This window comes from Mycobacteroides sp. H001 (genome assembly GCF_001440005.1).
In the GTDB taxonomy this organism is placed as follows: domain Bacteria; phylum Actinomycetota; class Actinomycetes; order Mycobacteriales; family Mycobacteriaceae; genus Mycobacterium; species Mycobacterium gwanakae.
Genome location: NZ_LJYH01000042.1, coordinates 199,520 through 218,461, shown reverse-complemented (window position 1 = coordinate 218,461; position 18,942 = coordinate 199,520). Strand labels below are relative to the sequence as shown.

The 18,942-nt window shown below is 64.2% G+C and carries 21 protein-coding genes; 10 read left to right on the top strand and 11 right to left on the bottom strand.

Annotated features, from left to right (window positions below; genetic code table 11):
* Window positions 1-89: 89 nt before the first annotated feature.
* Window positions 90-833 (top strand): hypothetical protein, encoded by a 744-nt coding sequence (locus tag AOT83_RS20680; RefSeq protein WP_030095797.1) that lies wholly within the window; start codon window positions 90-92, stop codon window positions 831-833.
* Here AOT83_RS20680 and disA read toward each other — a convergent pair.
* Window positions 830-1,915, bottom strand: coding sequence for a DNA integrity scanning diadenylate cyclase DisA (gene disA / locus AOT83_RS20675; RefSeq protein WP_044104838.1), 1,086 nt, complete (start codon window positions 1,913-1,915; stop codon window positions 830-832). The two genes, AOT83_RS20680 and disA, sit on opposite strands and share 4 nt — an antisense overlap.
* Before the next feature lie 50 nt (window positions 1,916-1,965).
* On the opposite strand from disA, the gene AOT83_RS20670 reads away from it, so the two are divergent.
* Window positions 1,966-2,481, top strand: a complete 516-nt coding sequence (locus AOT83_RS20670; RefSeq protein WP_109394605.1) for a PaaI family thioesterase — start codon at window positions 1,966-1,968, stop codon at window positions 2,479-2,481.
* Here the strand turns inward: AOT83_RS20670 and radA are convergent.
* A complete protein-coding gene (gene radA, locus AOT83_RS20665; RefSeq protein WP_046252412.1) occupies window positions 2,471-3,892 on the bottom strand; it encodes a DNA repair protein RadA in 1,422 nt (473 codons plus the stop codon). The genes AOT83_RS20670 and radA overlap by 11 nt on opposite strands.
* Before the next feature lie 304 nt (window positions 3,893-4,196).
* Here radA and AOT83_RS20660 point away from each other — a divergent pair, with 304 nt between their 5' ends.
* Window positions 4,197-5,312 carry a ferredoxin reductase gene (locus tag AOT83_RS20660; RefSeq protein WP_030095793.1) on the top strand — a complete coding sequence of 372 codons (1,116 nt, stop codon included), beginning with the start codon at window positions 4,197-4,199 and terminating at the stop codon, window positions 5,310-5,312.
* A 171-nt stretch (window positions 5,313-5,483) separates the two neighbouring features.
* On the top strand, window positions 5,484-6,578 hold the full coding sequence (locus tag AOT83_RS20655; protein WP_232783312.1) for an acyl-CoA desaturase: 1,095 nt from the start codon (window positions 5,484-5,486) through the stop codon (window positions 6,576-6,578).
* A gap of 89 nt (window positions 6,579-6,667) precedes the next feature.
* Here AOT83_RS20655 and AOT83_RS20650 read toward each other — a convergent pair whose 3' ends face one another.
* The 3 genes from AOT83_RS20650 to AOT83_RS20640 all read right to left on the bottom strand — a co-directional run bounded on the left by AOT83_RS20650 (window position 6,668) and on the right by AOT83_RS20640 (window position 8,360).
* Entirely contained in the window at window positions 6,668-7,033 is a 366-nt protein-coding gene (locus AOT83_RS20650; protein WP_030095791.1) for an MmpS family transport accessory protein, read from the bottom strand.
* An 81-nt stretch (window positions 7,034-7,114) separates the two neighbouring features.
* Window positions 7,115-7,570, bottom strand: a complete 456-nt coding sequence (locus AOT83_RS20645) for an MmpS family transport accessory protein (protein WP_057965275.1) — start codon at window positions 7,568-7,570, stop codon at window positions 7,115-7,117.
* Between the two features lie 76 nt (window positions 7,571-7,646).
* Window positions 7,647-8,360: a hypothetical protein gene (locus tag AOT83_RS20640; RefSeq protein WP_030095789.1), complete on the bottom strand. Its 714-nt coding sequence runs from the start codon at window positions 8,358-8,360 to the stop codon at window positions 7,647-7,649.
* A gap of 379 nt (window positions 8,361-8,739) precedes the next feature.
* Here AOT83_RS20640 and AOT83_RS20635 point away from each other — a divergent pair, with 379 nt between their 5' ends.
* From AOT83_RS20635 to AOT83_RS20610, 6 genes are all read left to right on the top strand, one after another.
* On the top strand, window positions 8,740-9,228 hold the full coding sequence (locus tag AOT83_RS20635; protein WP_005064991.1) for a CarD family transcriptional regulator: 489 nt from the start codon (window positions 8,740-8,742) through the stop codon (window positions 9,226-9,228).
* Window positions 9,218-9,892, top strand: a complete 675-nt coding sequence (gene ispD / locus AOT83_RS20630) for a 2-C-methyl-D-erythritol 4-phosphate cytidylyltransferase (RefSeq protein WP_075908351.1) — start codon at window positions 9,218-9,220, stop codon at window positions 9,890-9,892. Before AOT83_RS20635 ends, ispD begins: the two co-directional genes overlap by 11 nt.
* The gene (ispF, locus tag AOT83_RS20625; protein WP_030095787.1) at window positions 9,889-10,365 is read left to right on the top strand and encodes a 2-C-methyl-D-erythritol 2,4-cyclodiphosphate synthase; all 477 of its coding nucleotides are present in this window, start codon (window positions 9,889-9,891) and stop codon (window positions 10,363-10,365) included. Before ispD ends, ispF begins: the two co-directional genes overlap by 4 nt.
* An 11-nt stretch (window positions 10,366-10,376) precedes the next feature.
* Window positions 10,377-11,786: a cysteine--tRNA ligase gene (cysS, locus tag AOT83_RS20620; protein WP_030095786.1), complete on the top strand. Its 1,410-nt coding sequence runs from the start codon at window positions 10,377-10,379 to the stop codon at window positions 11,784-11,786.
* Between the two features lie 2 nt (window positions 11,787-11,788).
* Window positions 11,789-12,736, top strand: coding sequence for a 23S rRNA (guanosine(2251)-2'-O)-methyltransferase RlmB (gene rlmB / locus AOT83_RS20615; RefSeq protein WP_030095785.1), 948 nt, complete (start codon window positions 11,789-11,791; stop codon window positions 12,734-12,736).
* Window positions 12,737-12,828: 92 nt separating this feature from the next.
* Complete coding sequence (locus AOT83_RS20610) at window positions 12,829-13,827, top strand: glycerophosphodiester phosphodiesterase family protein (RefSeq protein ID WP_057965274.1); 999 nt, start codon at window positions 12,829-12,831, stop codon at window positions 13,825-13,827.
* On the opposite strand, the gene AOT83_RS20605 is transcribed toward AOT83_RS20610, so the two are convergent.
* The 6 genes from AOT83_RS20605 to AOT83_RS20580 all read right to left on the bottom strand — a co-directional run bounded on the left by AOT83_RS20605 (window position 13,824) and on the right by AOT83_RS20580 (window position 18,922).
* Window positions 13,824-14,540 carry a 5-oxoprolinase subunit PxpA gene (locus AOT83_RS20605; RefSeq protein WP_030095781.1) on the bottom strand — a complete coding sequence of 239 codons (717 nt, stop codon included), beginning with the start codon at window positions 14,538-14,540 and terminating at the stop codon, window positions 13,824-13,826. The genes AOT83_RS20610 and AOT83_RS20605 overlap by 4 nt on opposite strands.
* A gap of 18 nt (window positions 14,541-14,558) precedes the next feature.
* Window positions 14,559-15,389 (bottom strand): metal ABC transporter permease, encoded by an 831-nt coding sequence (locus tag AOT83_RS20600; protein ID WP_057965273.1) that lies wholly within the window; start codon window positions 15,387-15,389, stop codon window positions 14,559-14,561.
* The gene (locus tag AOT83_RS20595; RefSeq protein WP_057965272.1) at window positions 15,382-16,167 is read right to left on the bottom strand and encodes a metal ABC transporter ATP-binding protein; all 786 of its coding nucleotides are present in this window, start codon (window positions 16,165-16,167) and stop codon (window positions 15,382-15,384) included. The genes AOT83_RS20600 and AOT83_RS20595 overlap by 8 nt, the downstream gene beginning before the upstream one ends.
* A gap of 7 nt (window positions 16,168-16,174) precedes the next feature.
* Window positions 16,175-17,053 (bottom strand): zinc ABC transporter substrate-binding protein, encoded by an 879-nt coding sequence (locus tag AOT83_RS20590; protein WP_057965271.1) that lies wholly within the window; start codon window positions 17,051-17,053, stop codon window positions 16,175-16,177.
* A 73-nt stretch (window positions 17,054-17,126) separates the two neighbouring features.
* Window positions 17,127-17,921, bottom strand: a complete 795-nt coding sequence (locus tag AOT83_RS20585) for an SDR family oxidoreductase (RefSeq protein ID WP_057965270.1) — start codon at window positions 17,919-17,921, stop codon at window positions 17,127-17,129.
* A complete protein-coding gene (locus AOT83_RS20580; RefSeq protein WP_030095776.1) occupies window positions 17,918-18,922 on the bottom strand; it encodes an SDR family NAD(P)-dependent oxidoreductase in 1,005 nt (334 codons plus the stop codon). The genes AOT83_RS20585 and AOT83_RS20580 overlap by 4 nt, the downstream gene beginning before the upstream one ends.
* Between the last annotated feature and the right edge of the window lie 20 nt (window positions 18,923-18,942).

Here is an 18,942-nt window from a genome sequence, read left to right as displayed (position 1 = left end):
CAATTAGCACTGTGAAGTCTGTGTAGCTCGCCGACACGCCGAGCGAGGTCGGCCATCCTATAGTGACCTGCGCTTACCGTTGAATCGTGATTGACATGCACCCCTCAGGCCCGCTGCCTTCGGAGATCTATTGGCGGCGCCGCGCCCTCGCGATCGGTGTGGCGGTGGTTGTTGTCGCCATCGTCGCCGCGGTGATCTTCGCGCTGGTCGGTGGCAGTGCAGGAGCCGACACCAAGGCCGCGGATCAGCCTGCTGAAGCGACGGCACCCGCCGGTAAGCCGGTCATTCTGCCGCCCAACGAGATCCAGAAGCCGACCGACAAGCCCGTGGATGCGCCGGTCCACGACGGACCGCCCATCGCCAAGCCCGAATTGGTGCCGCCAGTGGCGTTGAACGCCGGCGATGACTGCCCCGACGCGACGCTCGCGGTAAAGGCCTCCACCGACAAGCCCAGCTATCTGGCCGGCGAGCAGCCCAAGTTCACCATGGTGGTCACCAATATCGGCCTGGTGCAGTGCAAACGAGATGTGGGTGCCGCTGTGCTGGCCGCTTCGGTGTTCAGTGTGGACAACAAGCGGATCTGGGCCAACCTGGATTGCGCTCCGTCGCAAGAGAACTCCATCAAGACCTTCAACCCCGGCGAGCAGGTGACCACCGAGGTCACCTGGACGGGAATGGGTTCCGCGCCCAACTGCCCGCTGCCTCGCCCGGCCATCGGCCCGGGGACCTACTCGCTGGTGGTTCAGCTCGGAGATCTGCGCAGCGCGCCAGTGCCCTTCATCATCGGTGAGAAGCCTGCCGATGCACCGCCGCCGGCAGCACCACCGGCCTAACCGGTTTGTTCGGTAAGAGTCGATTCGGCCAGACGGGACAGTCCTTCACGGATGTGCCGGGCCCACATGGCCCCGATTCCCTCCACCGACTGTAGATCGGTCGCGCTGGCGGCCAGAAGTCCCTGTAGCGACCCGAAGGCCCTTACCAGCCTGTCGATATGTGCGAACTGCAGTCGGGGAATGTGCGTCATGGCCCGGTAACCGCGGGAACTCATCGCGGTGTCCTGGGCTTCGACGGTCGATGGGTATCCGAATGTGCGCGACAGCACCGTCAGGTCCAACAGATCGGTATCCGAGAGCGCGTCCAGATCTTCCAGTGTCGACGCGATCTGTGCCTGCGTCGGTGGCTCGGGGTTGGCGTGATAATCCCGCACCAGTAGTTCGCGTTCGGTGTCGTTATCGCCGACGAGTTCGCCGATCTGCAGTTTGAGCTGACGTCCGTCGGTGCCGAGCTCGATGACATCGAGCTCGATGTCCTGGCTGATCCGGCGCACCAGTTCCAGCCGCTGCGCCACGGTCATGACGTCGCGCAGGGTCACGAAGTCCTCGATCTCCGCGGTGGACAACGACGAGGTCACCTCGTCCAGTCGTGTCTTGTAGCGCTCGAGGGTGGACACCGCCTGGTTGACCCGGGACATGACGGTCGCCGAATCCATGACCACGTGCCGGATGCCGGCGGTGTACACGCTCACGATGTTCATTGAATGGCTCACCGAGACAACGGGATAATCCGTCTGGATGGCCGTTCGCTCTGCGGACCGGTGCCGGGTACCGGACTCTTCGGTCGGGATGGACGGGTCGGGGACCAGCTGCACGTTGGCGCGAACGATGCGCGATCCGTCCGTGGACAGCACCACGGCACCATCCATTTTGGACAGCTCGCGAAGTCGGGTCGGGGCGAAAGCGACATCGAGTGAGAAACCGCCGTCGCAGATGCTCTCGACCTTGTCGTCGTAGCCCAGGACAATCAGCGCCCCGGTGCGACCACGAAGAATGCGTTCCAGCCCGTCGCGCAGGGGTGTGCCCGGCGCCAACCGGGCCAGGGTCTCCCGCATTCTTGCGTTGGCTTCCGCGTTGTCCATCGCGCCCCTCCCTCTCCAGGCTCGGTTCGCCGCAGTTAGATTACGTGGTCATGTCGACGTGGACGTTGCCCGAGGGGCTAGAGCCGGTTAGCCGCGGCCCGGAAGCCCCCGCTCCGGGAGCAGCGCTGAACCCGGGCTGGCCCCGCAGGTTCAGTTATCCGGGTTCCGAGGAGGACCTGTGGGGCACGCGGTTCTTCGCTGCTGACGGTGCCGGTGTTACCGGCCAGTTCGAGGTTCTCCCGGAGCTAGAGGGCGGACCCGGCGTCATCCACGGCGGTGTGATGGCGGCGATCTTTGATGAGTTGCAGGGCGTGCTGGGCATCGTGACGCAGTTGATCGCTGTCACTGCGCATTTGGAGATCGACTACCGCAGGCCCATTCCCGTTGGGGCAACGGTAGACCTGGCGGCTGCGGTGGAGGGCAGGGCCGGACGCAAGCTGTACACGACGGCCAGTGCGCGAATCGACGGTGAGCTGGTGGCTAGCTCACAGGGGATCTTCGTGATCATCGACCCGGATGCGCACTACGGTGAAGGAGCCTCGCGGACGCTCGGCATCAGTCCGTAAATTGTTGTGCCAGGCGTAGACTCGGGCGCTTTTCCGGCTCGATCCGGCGGGCCTCGGAGAGCACTTCAAGGGCCCTGCCGACCGTGGGGCAGCGCAGCAGGTGCATACCGGCCGGATGCAGATCGTCCCCCTCGGGCGGAATGACCGCATGGGTGTAGCCGAGCCGCGCGGCCTCGGCGATGCGCTTGCCCACGGCAGCGGTGCGCCTGATATCGCCCGCCAGCCCCACCTCACCGATGAACACCATGTTGGCCGGCAATGCGATGTCGGTGTACGCCGAGGCCACCGCCATCAGGATGGCCAAATCCGACGACGGGTCGGTCATGCGCATGCCGCCCACCGTTGCCATGTAAATATCGTTATTGCCCAAGGGGATTCGTCCATGGCGTTCCAGTACGGCGGTAACCATCGCCGAACGTGCATGATCGAGTCCGCTCACCGCGCGCCGCGGTGACGGGTTGGTGGAAGTGGTGACGAGAGACTGCACCTCGCCGAGCAGGGGGCGCTTACCGTCGAGGGTTACCGTCACCGCCGTTCCGGGAGCGGCCTTCTCGCGATGTTCCAAGAACAACCCGGAAGGATCGGACACACATTCGATCCCTCTGTCGCGCAACTGGAAACATCCGACCTCATCGGCGGCGCCAAATCGGTTCTTGACTCCACGGACCATGCGCAACGCCGTGTGCTTGTCGCCCTCGAAGTGCAACACCACGTCGACCAGGTGTTCCAGAGATCGCGGCCCAGCGATCGCACCGTCCTTGGTGACATGGCCGACCAGCACCATCGCCACCCCCGAAGACTTCGCCGCCATGGTCAACGCCGTCGTCACCGCACGCACCTGGGTAACACCACCGGTCACGCCGTCGGCATCGGTGGTGGACATGGTCTGCACCGAATCGATAATTGCCAGTGTGGGTTTGACCGCCTCGATATGCCCCAGCACGCTGTGTAGATCGGATTCGGAGGCCAGATACACCTCGTCGTGCGCGCATCCGGTGCGTTCGGCCCGAAGCCGAACCTGGGCCGCCGACTCCTCGCCGCTGATGTAGAGCGCACGTCCGCCTGAGGCCGCCCACTGGTGGACGACCTTCAGCAGCAGCGTCGATTTGCCGACGCCCGGCTCACCGGCGAGAAGATTCACCGAGCCGGGGATGACGCCGCCACCCAGCACCCTGTCGAGCTCGGAGACACCGGTGGGCTGGTGCTTGGTGGTGTCGGTGGGGATGCTGGTGATGGGTACCGCTGCCGAGGCCGGAGCGACGGCTCGCACCGCGCCGAGTCCGCCGATCGAGGACAGCACGGCGGTTTCACTCACGCTGCCCCAGGTGCCGCAATCGGGGCAGCGGCCCACCCATTTGGCGGTGGTGTGCTGGCATTCAGAACACCTGAACTGCGCGCGGGGTTTGGCCACACCGCGACGTTAGCCGTCGGGTGTGACAAATCCGGGGATGCGGGCCCGGGGCGAGTGATTTCCCGGGTGCGCTTCCTGTTGTCACAACGTATTCACACACAAATGTGCACTTGTTTCAAGGGGATTGCATGACTTGATCGCGGCAGACCATTGCCCGGCAAGTGCACTGATTACCCCGGTCAATAGGTGCCATGAACTGCGGTAATAGTTCAGTTTTGGGTGCGCCGCGGCGCATAGGTTGTGGCTTAAGGCGCCCTGCCGTACTGTATTCAGTATACAAACGTTAACCGAAATGGAGTCGAGCATGTCTCTCAATGTTCAGACCTTGACCTCTTCTCGGCTTGCGCGTCGGATACTGACCTCTTCGTTCGTCAAGGCCGCTACAACTCCGCATGGTGTGGACCGCTACTTCGAAATGATCGACCCGCTGTGGTCCACGACTGAGACCCGCGCAGAGGTGACCGACGTCGTCCGGAAGACCAAGGACAGCGTCACCCTGACTTTGCGTCCCAATGCCAACTGGAAGGGCTTCCGGGCCGGACAGTTCGTCAAGCTCTCGGTTGAGATCGACGGTGTCCGCCGCACCCGTTGCTACTCGCCGGCGAACTCGCAGTTCCGTCGTGACGGCCAGATCGAGCTCACCGTCAAAGTAGACCCGAACGGCCTTGTTTCGCCATGGCTGCTGGCCAACGCCAAGCCCGGCTTGGTCGTACAGATCTCGGCCGCGCAAGGCGAGTTCTGCCTGCCGTTGCCGCATCCGCGAAGCATCCTGTTCATCAGCGGTGGTTCGGGAATCACGCCGGTGATGTCGATGCTGCGCACACTCACCGATAAGGCGTACATCGGGAAGATCACCTTCCTGCACTACGCGTTCACCAAGGATGACGTGATCTACCAGGCTGAAATCGATGAGATCAAGGCCAAGTACGAAGGTGTCAGGATCGTCCGCGCGTATACCGAAGCGTCGGACGGAGACCTCGAGGGCTACTTCTGCAAGGAGCACCTGCTCGCCGCTGACCGCCACTACGCAGAAGCCGAAACATACCTGTGCGGCCCGATGCCGCTCATGAACGCGGTCCGCGAGATCTTCGATGCCGAGGGTCTCGCGCACAAGCTCCACCTCGAGCAGTTCGCCGCCCCGATTCGGACCGTCAGCACCGACGATGCCGAAGGCGACCTCACCTTCTCCGAGTCGAACCTGGCTATCGCCAACAACGGCCAGACGATCCTCGAGCAGGCTGAGGCCGCGGGCCTGACTCCGGAGTACGGCTGCCGCATCGGCATCTGCTTCACGTGTGTTCGCAAGAAGGACAGCGGAACAACGCAGAACGTTCTCAACGGCGACCTCTGCAGCGACCCTGACACCAACGTCAAGCTCTGCATCAACAAACCCGTTGGCGATGTCGTCATCGCCCTCTGAGCAACGCCGAACCAGCCTCCACCACAGCCCCGAAGGAGACACGAAATGACTACTTTCGCACCTGCCAACAAGCAGAAGAGCCAGAAGAAGCCGACCACGTACGCACCCCCGGCCAGGCCGAATGACCTCAAGAAACTGCCGTCCGAGCAGATCGAAGAGTTCGGCAAGGAAATGGACGCCCTGCGTGCCCGCATCGTCGCCGACCTCGGTGAAAAGGATGCCAACTACATCCGCGACATCGTGAGCAAGCAGAAGAAGCTCGAAGTCGCTGGCCGCGCGCTGCTGTGGGCCGGCTGGTTCCCGCCGGCCTGGTTGGGAGGAGTCGTAGCGCTTTCCCTCTCCAAGATCATCGACAACATGGAGATCGGGCACAACGTCATGCATGGCCAGTACGACTGGATGCAGGACCCGGCTCTTACGTCGAAGAACTTCGACTGGGACAACACCATCCACGCCGACAGCTGGCTGTACACGCACAACTACGTGCACCACACCTTCACCAACATCGTCGGCAAAGACCACGACGCCGAGGGTTACGGCGTCATGCGCATGACCGAGGAGCAGCCGTGGCACCCGATCTGGCTGCTCAACCCCGTCTTCTGTGCCACCCTGCAGATCTTCTTCCAGTGGGGGACCGCGCTCCAGGAGCTCGAGTCGGAGAAGTTCTTCAAGGGTGAGAAGTCGTGGTCCGACATGAAAGAAGGACTTGCCAGGTTCCGCGCGAAGGCTGGCAAGCAGGCGCTCAAGGACTACGTCATCTTCCCGCTGCTCTCGGGTCCGGGCGCGCCGTTCACCTTCCTCGGAAACATGGCGGCCAACCTGGTCCGCAACCTGTGGGCGTCGTCGGTGATCTGGTGCGGCCACTTCCCTGAAGAGGTTCAGACGTTCTCGATCGAAGAGACCGAGGACGAGAGCCATGCCGCTTGGTACTACCGCCAGATCCTCGGCTCGGCCAACTTCACCGGTTGGAAGGGCATCGACATCCTGTCGGGCAACCTGAGCTATCAGATCGAGCACCACCTGTTCCCCGACCTCCCCGCGTACCGCTATGCAGAGATTGCGGTGGAGGTCCGTGCGATATGCGAGAAGTACGGCATCGCGTACCACGAGGCTTCGATGGCGAAGCAGCTGGGAAGTGTCTACAAGAAGGTGTTCAGGCTTTCGTTCCCGGACAACTTCTTCCAGAAGTCGCCGATCGCAACGATTGCAGACATCGTCGCGTTCCCTGTGCGGATGGTGAGGCGCCAGTTTCGGGCCGCTGCCTGAGCCTTGCCACAAGCCGGCCTCCCAACGGCTGGCTTGTGGGGGCGGAGACGAAGTGCCAGTGCGGAATTGAAGCCGTCGGTGGGACGTGCTTAGTCAGGCGGCAGTGGGACGATGCGGTCCTGACAATTCACGGTCTTCTCGCCGTCGTTGGACAAGACGGTCTGCCCGTCCACCAGAATCCGGCAATAGATGTGCCCCGAGCCCCAGATCGCCGTCACCTGCTTGACAGTGTCCTGGTACGGCCAGGCCACCGTCACCGACCATGGCAGCTTGACGTCGCTGACGGACTGAGGCGTTCCGTTGTAGCCGCCGTAGCTGATGGTGCCGGCCTCGGGTGCCTTGCCGGCCGCCCACACCAGGTAGGTCACCTTGGGGGGCGCAGCCTGCGCGGTCCCGGGGAGGGCCAGGCCAACGACTGCGGTTGCCGCGGTTACCGCTGCCAGGGTTCGCTTCACGATGTCCTCCCGGTTCAGGCTTTGGGCCGGAAGCTATCACGACGGCCGCGGGCAATGGGCCGATTCGTCACACGGCGGGCGTCACTGATCGCGGCTGCATGGGTCGCCGGGCACCTTGCTCAAGATGCCCACGATGGAGCCTGAGTTTCCGCGCTGGCAATGCTCGCGGGGCACGCCGTCGGTGGCGTAGCTGCAGGTGGCCAGCTCCACGCGATCATCCTCGTCGACCACCTGGCCGTCGATGAGGATCTGGCAGAAGATGCGCGGACCGTCCCCGGTGTTGTACCCGGTGACATTGATCAGGGGGTGCTTGGTGTCATCGGTCCAGGTGATGTCCTTGCCCCATGGCAACTGCGGATTCATGGCACCATGTCGGGAACCGTCCGCTTCGTTGTAGCCGATGGTTGCCGCGACCAGTGGGCCGTATTCCGCCCAGACTCGGTACGTCACCGTTTTGGGCGCCGCGTGTGCGGCAGGAGCGGTCACTACCGCGCCCATCGTGGCCACCGCCGCCATGCAGGTGAAGAGCCGTTTCATGGGCGCAAGCTAACACGAAAAAAGCGAGGGCCCGAGACGGCAGATCGCCGTTCCGGGCCCTCGCTGTGCGACTGTGTTAGTGTCCGCCGCCCTCGTGGCCTTCCTCATTGGCGGTGTGCTGGCGAGGTGCACTCGGACCGGCGTCGATGGGCACCGCGACGGTGACCTCTCCGGCCTTCTCGAAGGTGAAGGTGAATCGGTACGTGAGGCCGTCGGCCAGATCCTTCGTCAGTTGTAGCTGAGCCTTGCCGTGCTTGATCGTCGGGTCAGAGGCGGCCTGCGGCTTGGGCTCTGGTGCCTTGACCTCCGTCGTGGCGGCTCCGGGCTCGGTGGAGACGGTGGCACCGTGCTCCCCGTTGCTGCCTTCTGCGCCGGCGGCCTCGGGTCCCTTGGCCTCGGATGCGGGCTCCTGGCCTTCGGCGGCCCCGACGAACAGGCGGCCGGTCGCCGGGATCTCGCTGTCGCCGCTCAGGGTCACCTTGCCGATGTCGTCCGGAGAGGAAACTGCGGTGAGCTTGTCGTTGACATCCGCTGATTCATTCGTGATGACCAGAACCAGCTCGGCCTTCTGCCCGGCACGCTGCTTCACCGGGTCCGGGGTGCCGACGAGATGGATGTTGCGCAACGCCAGCTTGCCGAGGTTGGCACTGCCGCCATTGATCGCCGAGGACTGGTTCGCTGTCTGCGAGATCTGCCCCGAGCCGCAGCCGGTGAGGGCAGTCGCGAGAACCGCGGCGCCAAGAAGTGTCGTCACGCGAGCGGTGCTGCGATGGGACCGAGTGCGAAACACAGGCATCTCCCTGATTCGAAAGCGGCTCCGGATAGTCCGAAATCCACCTGCGGCCGATATGTCCTATAGACAGTAGTAGGTGCCTGGCGACGACGAAAACGGCGGGGCACCCGGGATGAGTCACTCGCGTGAAGACCGTCCAGATCCGTCCGGATCCGGTGTCCCAGTCTGGCATCGGGGAACCGATGTGACCTGGATTACCGCTTGTGAGGGCTGGTTTATGGGTCGGCGGACGCCGCCGCTGAGGGGCGCTGGATGCACGAAAACGTCACCATGTCAACCCCGAGGGTTCACCTGCAGTGCCCCTGACCTGCACCGTTGGTGCACACGTCGAGATACCCCGTGATAGAATTGGGTATCGAAAGGGGCACGAAACAAGATGATATTTAAGGTCGGAGACACCGTTGTGTATCCACATCACGGTGCAGCGCTGATCGAAGCGATCGAGACCCGAACCATCAAAGGCGAGCAGAAAGAGTATCTCGTCCTGAAGGTTGCCCAGGGCGATTTGACTGTTCGTGTGCCTGCAGAGAATGCCGAGTACGTCGGCGTCCGTGACGTGGTGGGCCGCGAGGGTCTGGACACGGTCTTCCAGGTGCTGCGTGCGCCGCACACCGAAGAGCCGACCAACTGGTCCCGTCGATTCAAGGCCAACCAGGAAAAGCTGGCTTCCGGCGACGTGAAGAAGGTCGCCGAGGTTGTGCGTGACCTGTGGCGCCGCGAGCAGGAGCGTGGCCTGTCCGCAGGCGAGAAGCGCATGCTGGCCAAGGCTCGTCAGATCTTGGTCGGTGAGCTGGCGCTTGCCGAGAACACCAACGCTGCCAAGGCCGACACCATTCTCGACGAGGTGCTCGCAGCTGCCTCGTAGGACGGCGGCGATTGTCCCGGCCGCCGGTCTCGGTGTGCGGCTGGGTGCAGACATTCCGAAAGCCTTCGTCACTGTTGGTGGCCGGACAATGCTCGAACGTTGTGTCGATGGTCTGTTGTCTTCCGGGGCCGTCGACGAGGTAGTCGTCGTAGTCGGCGCCGAGCAGCTGAAAAAGGCTGCGGCCCTGCTGGGCCCAACGGCCACACTTGTGCCGGGCGGCGCAGAACGCACCGATTCCGTACGCGCCGGGCTGGCAGCGGTGAATGCGGCCGACTGGATTCTTGTTCACGATGCAGCGCGTCCGTTGACCCCTCCGGACATGATCGCCCGCATCGTCGCGGAGCTGAAAGGCGGCCGTCGCGCGGTTATCCCGGCGATAGCCGTCGCGGACACCATCAAATCGGTCAATGCGGCCGGCGATGTGAGCGGCACACCCGATCGGGCCGGCCTGCGCGCCGTGCAGACACCGCAGGGGTTCGCCGCAGACCTGCTGAGGCGCGCGTACGCGGCCGCAGGGGATGTCGCCACCGATGATGCCGCACTCGTCGAGCAGATGGGTGAGAGCGTGCACGTCGTGGACGGTGACCGGCTGGCCTTCAAGATCACCACGGCGCTGGACATGACGCTGGCGGAGGCGATTCTGAGCAGGGAGGTAGCTCAATGAGCGCATTGCCCCGGGTGGGCATCGGCACCGATGTACACCCAATAGAGGCGGGCAAGCAATGCTGGTTGCTGGGGCTTTTGTTCCCCGATGCGGATGGCTGCGAGGGACATTCGGACGGTGACGTCGCCGCCCACGCGCTGTGCGATGCGCTGCTTTCGGCGGCCGGACTGGGCGATGTGGGTGCGGTGTTCGGAACCGGCCAGCCTGAATGGTCGGGTGTCAGCGGGGCGAAGATGCTGACCCACGTGCGGGAGCTGCTGCACGACAGCGGTTTCCAGATCGGTAACGCCGCAGTTCAGGTCATCGGGAATCGCCCGAAGATCGGGCCGCGCCGGGCCGAGGCCCAGGAGCTACTGTCGGGCCTCCTCGGAGCACCGGTTTCGGTTTCGGCGACTACAACAGACGGGCTGGGTCTGACCGGACGCGGCGAGGGCTTGGCCGCGGTGGCAACGGCGCTCGTCACAGCGCTGTAAGCTCGCTGGTCGTGACCGGTCACGCTCCGCTTCGGCTGTACGACACCCGTGTGGGTGCCGTGCGTGACTTCGTGCCTTTGCAGCCCGGGTCCGTCTCCATCTACCTGTGCGGGGCAACTGTGCAGGGTCTGCCCCATATTGGGCACGTCCGCAGCGGCGTCGCGTTCGATGTGCTGCGTCGCTGGCTCACCGCCCGCGCCTATGACGTCCTGTTCGTTCGCAATGTCACCGATATCGACGACAAGATCCTGAACAAGGCGGCCGATGCCGGCCGGCCATGGTGGGAGTGGGCGGCCACCTATGAGCGCGCTTTCGACCAGGCCTACGACGCGCTCGGAGTGCTGCCTCCTTCGGTGTCCCCACGGGCGACGGGCCATATCACCCAGATGGTCGAGCTGATCGAGCGACTCATCGACACCGGGCACGCCTACGCCAGCGGCGGCGACGTCTACTTCGACGTGCTGAGCTATCCGGAGTACGGGCAACTGTCCGGACACAAGATCGACGACGTGCACCAGGGCGAGGGTGTCGCGACCGGCAAGCGTGACCCGCGGGACTTCACCCTGTGGAAGGGCGCCAAACCCGGTGAGCCGTCGTGGCCGACTCCGTGGGGACCCGGACGACCGGGCTGGCACACCGAGTGCGTGGCGATGTGCGAGTCATACCTGGGCCCGGAGTTCGATATTCACGCGGGCGGCATGGATCTGATCTTCCCGCATCACGAGAACGAGATTGCGCAGAGCCGTGCTGCCGGCGACGGATTCGCACGCTACTGGCTGCACAACGGCTGGGTCACCATGGGTGGCGAGAAGATGAGCAAGTCGTTGGGCAATGTGTTGTCCATTCCGGCTGTGCTGCAACGAGTCCGGGCTGTCGAGCTGCGCTACTACCTCGGTAGCGCGCACTACCGCTCCATGCTCGAATACTCCGAGACCGCGCTCGCGGACGCGGTCAAGGCCTACTGCGGTATCGAAGACTTCCTGCACCGGGTGCGGATCCGGGTCGGCGACGTCCCGGTTGGTACCTGGACTCCTGGCTTCGCAGCGGCTCTGGATGACGACCTGTCGGTGCCGATCGCGTTGGCAGAGGTGCATTCCACGCGCGCGGACGGAAACCGGGCACTGGATGCCGGTGACCACGAGGGCGCGCTATCGGCGGCGTCGAGCGTCCGCGCCATGATGTCGATCCTCGGATGTGACCCGCTCAACGAGCGCTGGGAGACGCGTGACGAGACGTCCGCCGCACTGAATGCCGTCGACGTGCTGGTGACGGCCGAGCTAGAGCGGCGGGGAACCGCTCGGGCAGAGAAGGATTGGGCACTCGCAGACGAGATCCGGGACCGGCTCAAGCGGGCGGGCCTGGAGATCACCGATACCGCAGACGGCCCTCAGTGGTCCCTTACGAGTAGTGACGAAGAGTAGCAATGGCAGGAAATTCCCAGCGCCGCGGCGCGGTACGTAAGCCCGGCACCAAGAAGGGCCCCACTGTCGGCTCCGGCGGTGTACGCCGACGGGGCCTGGAGGGCAAGGGCGCGACACCTCCGGCCGAACAGCGGACGAAGCATCCAGCTGCCAAACGTGCTGCTGTGCAACGGAAGATCACCGATGCCAAGCAGCGTCGGCTGAAGCAGGGCGACGAGTCCGAGATGGTGCTGGGACGCAACCCGGTGCTCGAATGCCTGCGCACGGGTGTGCCGGCAACGGCGTTATATGTCGCCGTCGGCGCCGACAACGACGAGCGACTCACCGAATCCGTGTCGCTGGCGGCCGATGCCGGTATCGCGATCCTAGAAGTGCCGCGGCCCGACCTGGACCGCATGAGCACCAACGGGTTGCACCAGGGGCTTGCCCTGCAGGTCCCTCCGTATCGATACGCCCATCCCGACGATCTGCTGGCCCGCGCGCGTGCGGAGGCGCAGCCCGCACTATTGGTGGCACTGGACAACATCTCGGACCCGCGCAATCTGGGCGCCATCGTGCGCTCCGTGGCTGCCTTCGGGGGGCACGGGGTTGTCATTCCGCAGCGGCGAAGTGCATCGGTCACCGCTGTTGCATGGCGAACCAGCGCTGGTGCGGCGGCGCGCCTTCCGGTCGCGCGCGCCACGAATCTGACACGCACACTCAAGGATTGGCAGGACAAGGGTCTCACCATTGTCGGACTTGACGCCGGCGGAGATACCGAGCTCGATGACCTCGACGGCGCGGGCGATATCGCTGTGGTCGTTGGATCAGAGGGCAAGGGTCTGTCCCAGCTGGTCCGTAAGACCTGCGACGCGGTGGTGTCGATCCCCATGGCCGGGCCGGTCGAATCGTTGAACGCGTCGGTGGCCGCCGGCGTGGTGCTCGCGGAGATCGCGCGCCAGCGGCGCTGATTGCTTTGTGCCGCGAAGGCATCTGTGTACGGAAGATGGCTGTTTGGTGTACGCGAGTGCCTTCCCGGTGCGAGTGGCATAGCCTCATCGCCATGAAGCGCTTGGCTGCCGTTCTCGCAGTTACCCTGGCACTGACGTCCTGTGGCAATAAGGACGCGGCGTCTTTTGATCTGCAGGCGCACCGGGGCGGGCGCGGTGAAACCACCGAAGAATCATTGCGCGCCTTCGCGAAAGCACTTGAACTCGGGGTGAGCACTCTCGAGCTCGACGTCGTCATCTCCAAGGACCACAAACCCATGGTCTGGCACGATCCGGTGATCGATTCCGCGAAATGCTCAGATACTGCCCCGGTGACACCGGGTGACCCACAGTTCCCTTATGTCGGAAAGCTGGTGAAAGACCTGACTTCCGATCAGTTGCGCACCCTGGACTGCGGCAAGCTGCTCAAGGATTTTCCACAGGCAGAGGTAGTGAAGAACGACAGGATTGCTTTGCTACCCGAGGTTTTCGCCCTCGCGGATTCCTATCATGCCGATGTGCGGTACAACATCGAGACGAAGGTGGAGGCCGCCGAACCTCAGAAATCGGCGGAACCGCAGGTGTTTGTCGACGTCATTCTCGGGGCTATTCGGGCGGGGGGCAAGGTCGACAAAGCCGAAATTCAGAGCTTCGACTGGCGCACGCTGCCGATGACCAAGCGAGCCGAACCGGGTATCCCACTTGTCGCGCTCTGGGACGAGACCACCTGGTATCCGGGCTCGCCGTGGCTCGGTGGAGTGGATCCCGCGGTCGTCAAGGATCCGATTGACGGGGCCAAGCAGATAGGTGCCACCATCTTGTCACCGGGATACACCGTGCCCTATGGAGGCAAGGTGGGTGATCCGGGTTTCACGCTGGTCGCCGACAAGAAGTTCGTCGAGAAGGCACACGCTTTGGGGCTCAAGGTTATTCCGTGGACCATCAACGACGCCGAGACCATGAAGGCACAGATCGACGCCGGTGCCGACGGGATAATCAGCGACTACCCGACGATCCTGCGGAAGGTGTTGGCAGAGAAGGGTTTGGCGCTGCCACCGGCCTATCACCGCTAAACGAACGGGGCCAGCTCGATTCCGTTGGCTGTCAGCGCCGCGCGCACGGTCCGTGCGATTGTCACGGCATCCGGGGAATCGCCGTGTACGCATATCGATTCAGCAGTTTTGCTCAGGGCGGGAATGCGCGCCGCGACCGCAGCGGGATCGTGCAACACCGCCCCCGGTTCGCCGCGCGGTACCAGGGTGCCGTCCTCTCGGTAGGCCCGGTCGGCGAAGGCCTCGGTCACCACGCGCAACCCTAATTCGCGCGCACGGTCCCCGAACGCACTGTGCGGCAGTGTCAGCACCGGAAAGGCGGCGTTCACGTCGCGTACCGCGCGCGCAACCGCGTCCGCTTGCACCTCATGATGAACAATTGTGTTGTACAGCGCGCCATGCGGTTTCACATAGGTCACGGGCGAACCGACCGTGCGGGCCAACGCATCCAATGCGCCGATCTGGTACACCACGTCGGCGTAGAGGTCGTCTGCGGCGACATCGATGAACCGGCGGCCAAAGCCCGCCAGATCACGGTAGCCGACCTGCGCGCCGATGCGGATACCCCGAGCGGCAGCGGCGCGGCAGGTGCGATGCAATGTCGCAGGATCGCCCGCATGGAAGCCACAGGCGAGGTTTGCGCTTGTGACCACATCGAGCATCGCCTCATCGTCGCCCAGGCGCCAGGCACCGAATCCTTCACCAAGGTCGGCATTCAGGTCGATGCGCGTCACCGTGCGAGCCTAGCCCGCTCAGGCCTGCCGATATCGCCCGATGACCCGGCAGAGCAGGTAGATCGATACCGCGATCATGGTGACAAAGACCGAGATCGGCACCCCTGGCGCCAACGACAGCACGATGCCACCGACCGCGGCGATCTCGGCGAAGAGGATCGACAGGCCGATGGCGCGCGCCGGGGACGAGGTGACGCGAGCGGCGGCCGCCGCGGGTGTGATGAGCAGCGACATCACCAGTAGCGCGCCGACGATCTGCACACCCTGTGCCGCGGTGAGGCCTACGAGGGCCGCGAACACGATGCCCAAGGTGCGAACCGGCACTCCGCGCGCCTCGGCCACATCGGGGTCTACGGTGGCGAACAGCATCGGCCGGTAGGTGACGGCCAGCACCACGCCCACCACGAGGCTCACGACGACGAGCATCAGCAGCCCGCTGTATCCGACGCCGACGATCTGTCCGGTCAGAAGTGCGAAGTTGGTGCCGGTGCGTCCCGGGTACAGATGGATGAAAAGCACTGCCAGCCCCAGCCCAAAGGCCATGACGACACCGATTGAGGAGTCGCGATCCTTGGTGCGCTGCCCGAGGATCCCGAAAAGGATTGCCGCGACCACGCTTCCGAGGAGTGCGCCGGTCCCGACATTGGCACCGGCCAGCAGCGCTGCTGCGGCACCGGTTAGTGACAACTCGCTGGAGCCGTGGACGGCGAAAGACATCTGGCGCATGATCACGAAGGGGCCGATGAGCCCGGCCAGCAATCCCAGCAGAGCGGCCGCGAGGATCGCCTGCTGCACGAAGTCGCGCCCGAGCAGATCGGCGGTGAGTGAGAGATTGAAGAAGTTATTCATGGGCGTGCTCGGCGCACTCTGACGTGAGCTGCTGGTTTTCGCCCACCACCACGTACTGATCACGTACCTTCACCACGTCGATCTGCGCGCGGTATAGCCGTGACAACGTCTCCGTCGTCATCACCTCGTCGACGGTGCCGATCTGGAAGCGTCCGTCCACCAGGTACAGGATTCTGTCGACATACGGCACGATCGGATTGATCTCGTGCGTAACGAACAGCACCGCCGTTTGTGCGCTCCTGCGCCGTTTGTCGATCAGGGCGCAAATCTGTTGTGCACTAGCCGGATCCAGGTTCAACAGCGGCTCGTCGCAGAGGAGTAGCGCGGGATCGCCCGCCAGTGCCTGCGCGATGCGTACCCGCTGTAGCTCACCTCCGGACAGCGACGAGACTGCCTTGGTGGCCAGGTGGGTCGCGTCGACCTGATCCAGTGCGAGTTTGATCGCCTCACGCTGGCGCGCGCGGCGGGCGCCGTTGAACGCCGCCAAACCCCAACGATGCCCGTCGATTCCGAGGCCGACAAGATCCTCCGCACGCAGAATCAGCGCGTTGTCGGCGAGCCGGTGCTGGGGGACGTACCCGAGTTCGCCGGTGACACTCATGGTGCCTCGGGTGAGTGGCACCTGCCCCAGCAGCAGGCGCAGCAGCGAGGTCTTCCCGGAACCGTTGGGGCCCAATACCGCGATGAACTCACCGGGTTCGACCGTGAGATCCAGATCCTGCCACAGGGTGCGTCCGCCGCGATTGAGCGATGCATTGCACAGCGTCGCGGTACTCATTCGGCCATTATCTCAGGGCGGTCGCGAGCTGTTCGGTGGTGCGTCGCTGCCAGGTGATGTAGTCGGTGCCGTCCGGCAGGGTTTCGGTCACCGTCACCACCGGAACGCCATGAGATTCGGCGGCTTGCTTGAGCTGATTGGTGACCGGTCCGGCCGTTTGAGAGTTGAAGAGCAGTGCCGCAACCTGTTTGGTGTTGATCAGGTCCAACGCGGTGGCGACATCGGCGGGGGAGGGGTCCTGGCCCTGCTCGGCGGCTTCGGCGAAGTCGTGGGGCGTACGGTCAACCAGTTCGCAATGAGAGACCAGGTGACTGGCCACCGGCTCGGTCGCGAGGATCCCCTTGCCATGGTCCTTCTCGGCGATGCCGTGCTGCAGATCTGAGATGGAGTCAAGCTGCTGCCCAAATGTTTTGGCATTCGCTCGGTAGCTATCGGCGTCGTCCGGGTCCGCCTTGGCAAGTTCGTCTGCAACCTGATCGGCCACCTTTTTCGCGGTGCTCAGGCTGTAGAACACATGCTCATTCTTGTCGGCGGAGTCCGCGGGCAGAAGCTGGTAGGCGTTGACCCGAGGCTGGCCGTCCTTGAGCAGCTTGTCGATGAACGGGTCGTAGCCGTCGCCGTTGTACACAACCAGCGTGGCGTCCTGGACCTGCGCCGCGGCCGCGGGCGTTACCTCGAAGGAATGTGGGTCGGTGTTGGCGCCGCTGACCAATGCGCTCACCTTGGCGTGGTCACCGGCTACGGCCTGGGCCACTGAGGCCCAGGCATCCGTGGAGGCCACCACCGTGGGTTCGCTGGACCGTTGGGCGCCTTGGCCGCAGCCGGAGAGCGCGAGCGTTCCTACGGTCGTAACCGCCAAAGCCAACCCAGTCACGCGAGCGTGCACAGCAGACCTCCAGCTCTCCAGTAATGAAAACGGTTTTCATTATGGGGGATGGGCGAGGAGAGTGCAAAACGTGTCAGCGTTCGCTGAGCTTGGTGACCACGCGCAGTGCCGGTAGCAGCAGTGATCGTGGGGTGTATCGCCCGGCCACGGTCATCGCCTGGGGTACCGCTCCCGGGACCACGCTGCGCGCACCCTGCTGCATGCCCTTGATTGCCGCTGCGGCCACTTGCTTCGCAGAGACCTGTACACACGGCACGCTGAACCGCTCCGCACTCGCGATCTCGGCCCATTCCGTAGGCACCGGTCCCGGACACAGCACCGTGCAGGACACGCCCGTGCCCCGCAGCTCCTCGTGCGCGGCCTCGGAGAAGGACTGCACGTAGGCCTTGGTCGCCGCGTAGGTCGCCATGTACGGAATCGGCTGGAAGGCGGCAACCGAGGCGATGTTCAGGACGGCCCCGGTCCCCCGATCAACCATGCCTGCCACCGCGGCATGGGTCAGCTCGACCAGTGTGATGACGTTGACCTCGATCTCTTCACGCTCGCGATCCAACGGCAACTCATGGAAGACCCCGCTGGTGCCGAACCCCGCAGAATTGCACAATCCCGCAATGCGATTGGCGGCAATCCACTCGCGCAGCTCGGCGCGGCCGGACTCGGTGCCAAGGTCCAGTGCCTGCACGCCGACTTCGATGTGGTGGCGTGCCGTCAGGATGTCGGCGAGCTTGTCCATCCTGTCCTTGCGGCGCGCTACCAGCGTCAACGAGTATCCGCGCTTGGCCAGCCCGTACGCCAGCTCGGTGCCTATGCCCGAGGACGCCCCGGTGATGACGACGGGGCCGGCGGCCTCTGGCTTGGGCAGGCTCACCAGTGCACCCCGGGTGTGGCGTCGATGAAGATCTGCTGTCCGCTGTCAACTTCTTCGGGCTTGAGGTTCTTGACCCCCTTGGCGGCATCGGAGTCCGGGAACATCTTGTACCCCTGATTGCGCACCGCGTCCATGATTTCCGGGGTGAGTGAATCTGCGAACGAGGCGATCCGTCCGAATGCCGAAGCCACTCGCCGGGGCCGCTCGATGATCGCCTTGGCGATCACCTCGCCCGCCTCGTCTGGGGTCAGGGCCGGGAACTTCTGGTACAGCGTCGTCGGCGCGATCATCGGTGTCCGTACCAAGGGCATGTGAATGGTGGTGAAACGCAGTCCCTCGTCCGACGTCTCGGCCTGGAACGCATCGGAGACCGTGTCCAACGCCGCCTTCGATGCGATGTACGCGCCGAATCGTGGCACCTTTGTCTGCACCCCGATGGACGAGATGTTGATGACGTGGCCGAACTTGCGCTCACGCATGCCCGGCATGAAGCCGAGGATGAGATGCAGGGGCGCAAAGTAATTCAGTTGCATGGTGCGCTCGAAATCGTGTGGCCTGTCGTAGGACAGGGCCAGCGAGCGCCGGATCGATCGACCGGCGTTGTTGATGAGGATGTCCACCCTGCCGTGCTCGGCAAGCACGTCTTTCACCATCCGATCGATGGCATCCATATCGGACAGGTCGCACGGGAACACGTGGGCGGTCCCGCCGACACCGCGAACCTGCGCGGCGGTCTCCTGCAACTTGTCCTCGGAGCGGGCGACGAGCAGTACCGTGCCCCCGGCCTCGCCGATCTGCAGCGCTGCGGCCTGGCCGATGCCGGACGAGCCGCCGGTGATCATGACGATCTTCTTGCGGACCGACGAGCGCAGACTTCGGCTCGGTGTGACGAGCTTGGCGATGGCGTGTGGTGTGAGCTGTCCGGTCGGCGTTGTCAGGGCCTTGTTGACCTTGCCAAACTGCTGCGACGCCAGGGAGCTGAGACGTTGCATGGGGTTCATGGCTGAACGCTATGCCCGCG

Bases quoted from the DNA above. Each gene is read 5' to 3' on its own strand.
- AOT83_RS20610 (WP_057965274.1), top strand. From the start codon at position 12,829: ATGAAGCGCTTGGCTGCCGTTCTCGCAGTTACCCTGGCACTGACGTCC.
- ispF (WP_030095787.1), top strand. From the start codon at position 9,889: ATGAGCGCATTGCCCCGGGTGGGCATCGGCACCGATGTACACCCAATA.
- AOT83_RS20645 (WP_057965275.1), bottom strand. From the start codon at position 7,570: ATGAAACGGCTCTTCACCTGCATGGCGGCGGTGGCCACGATGGGCGCG.
- AOT83_RS20660 (WP_030095793.1), top strand. From the start codon at position 4,197: ATGTCTCTCAATGTTCAGACCTTGACCTCTTCTCGGCTTGCGCGTCGG.
- AOT83_RS20670 (WP_109394605.1), top strand. From the start codon at position 1,966: ATGTCGACGTGGACGTTGCCCGAGGGGCTAGAGCCGGTTAGCCGCGGC.
- AOT83_RS20635 (WP_005064991.1), top strand. From the start codon at position 8,740: ATGATATTTAAGGTCGGAGACACCGTTGTGTATCCACATCACGGTGCA.
- AOT83_RS20595 (WP_057965272.1), bottom strand. From the start codon at position 16,167: ATGAGTACCGCGACGCTGTGCAATGCATCGCTCAATCGCGGCGGACGC.
- disA (WP_044104838.1), bottom strand. From the start codon at position 1,915: ATGGACAACGCGGAAGCCAACGCAAGAATGCGGGAGACCCTGGCCCGG.
- rlmB (WP_030095785.1), top strand. From the start codon at position 11,789: ATGGCAGGAAATTCCCAGCGCCGCGGCGCGGTACGTAAGCCCGGCACC.
- AOT83_RS20580 (WP_030095776.1), bottom strand. From the start codon at position 18,922: ATGAACCCCATGCAACGTCTCAGCTCCCTGGCGTCGCAGCAGTTTGGC.
- AOT83_RS20655 (WP_232783312.1), top strand. From the start codon at position 5,484: ATGGACGCCCTGCGTGCCCGCATCGTCGCCGACCTCGGTGAAAAGGAT.
- AOT83_RS20600 (WP_057965273.1), bottom strand. From the start codon at position 15,389: ATGAATAACTTCTTCAATCTCTCACTCACCGCCGATCTGCTCGGGCGC.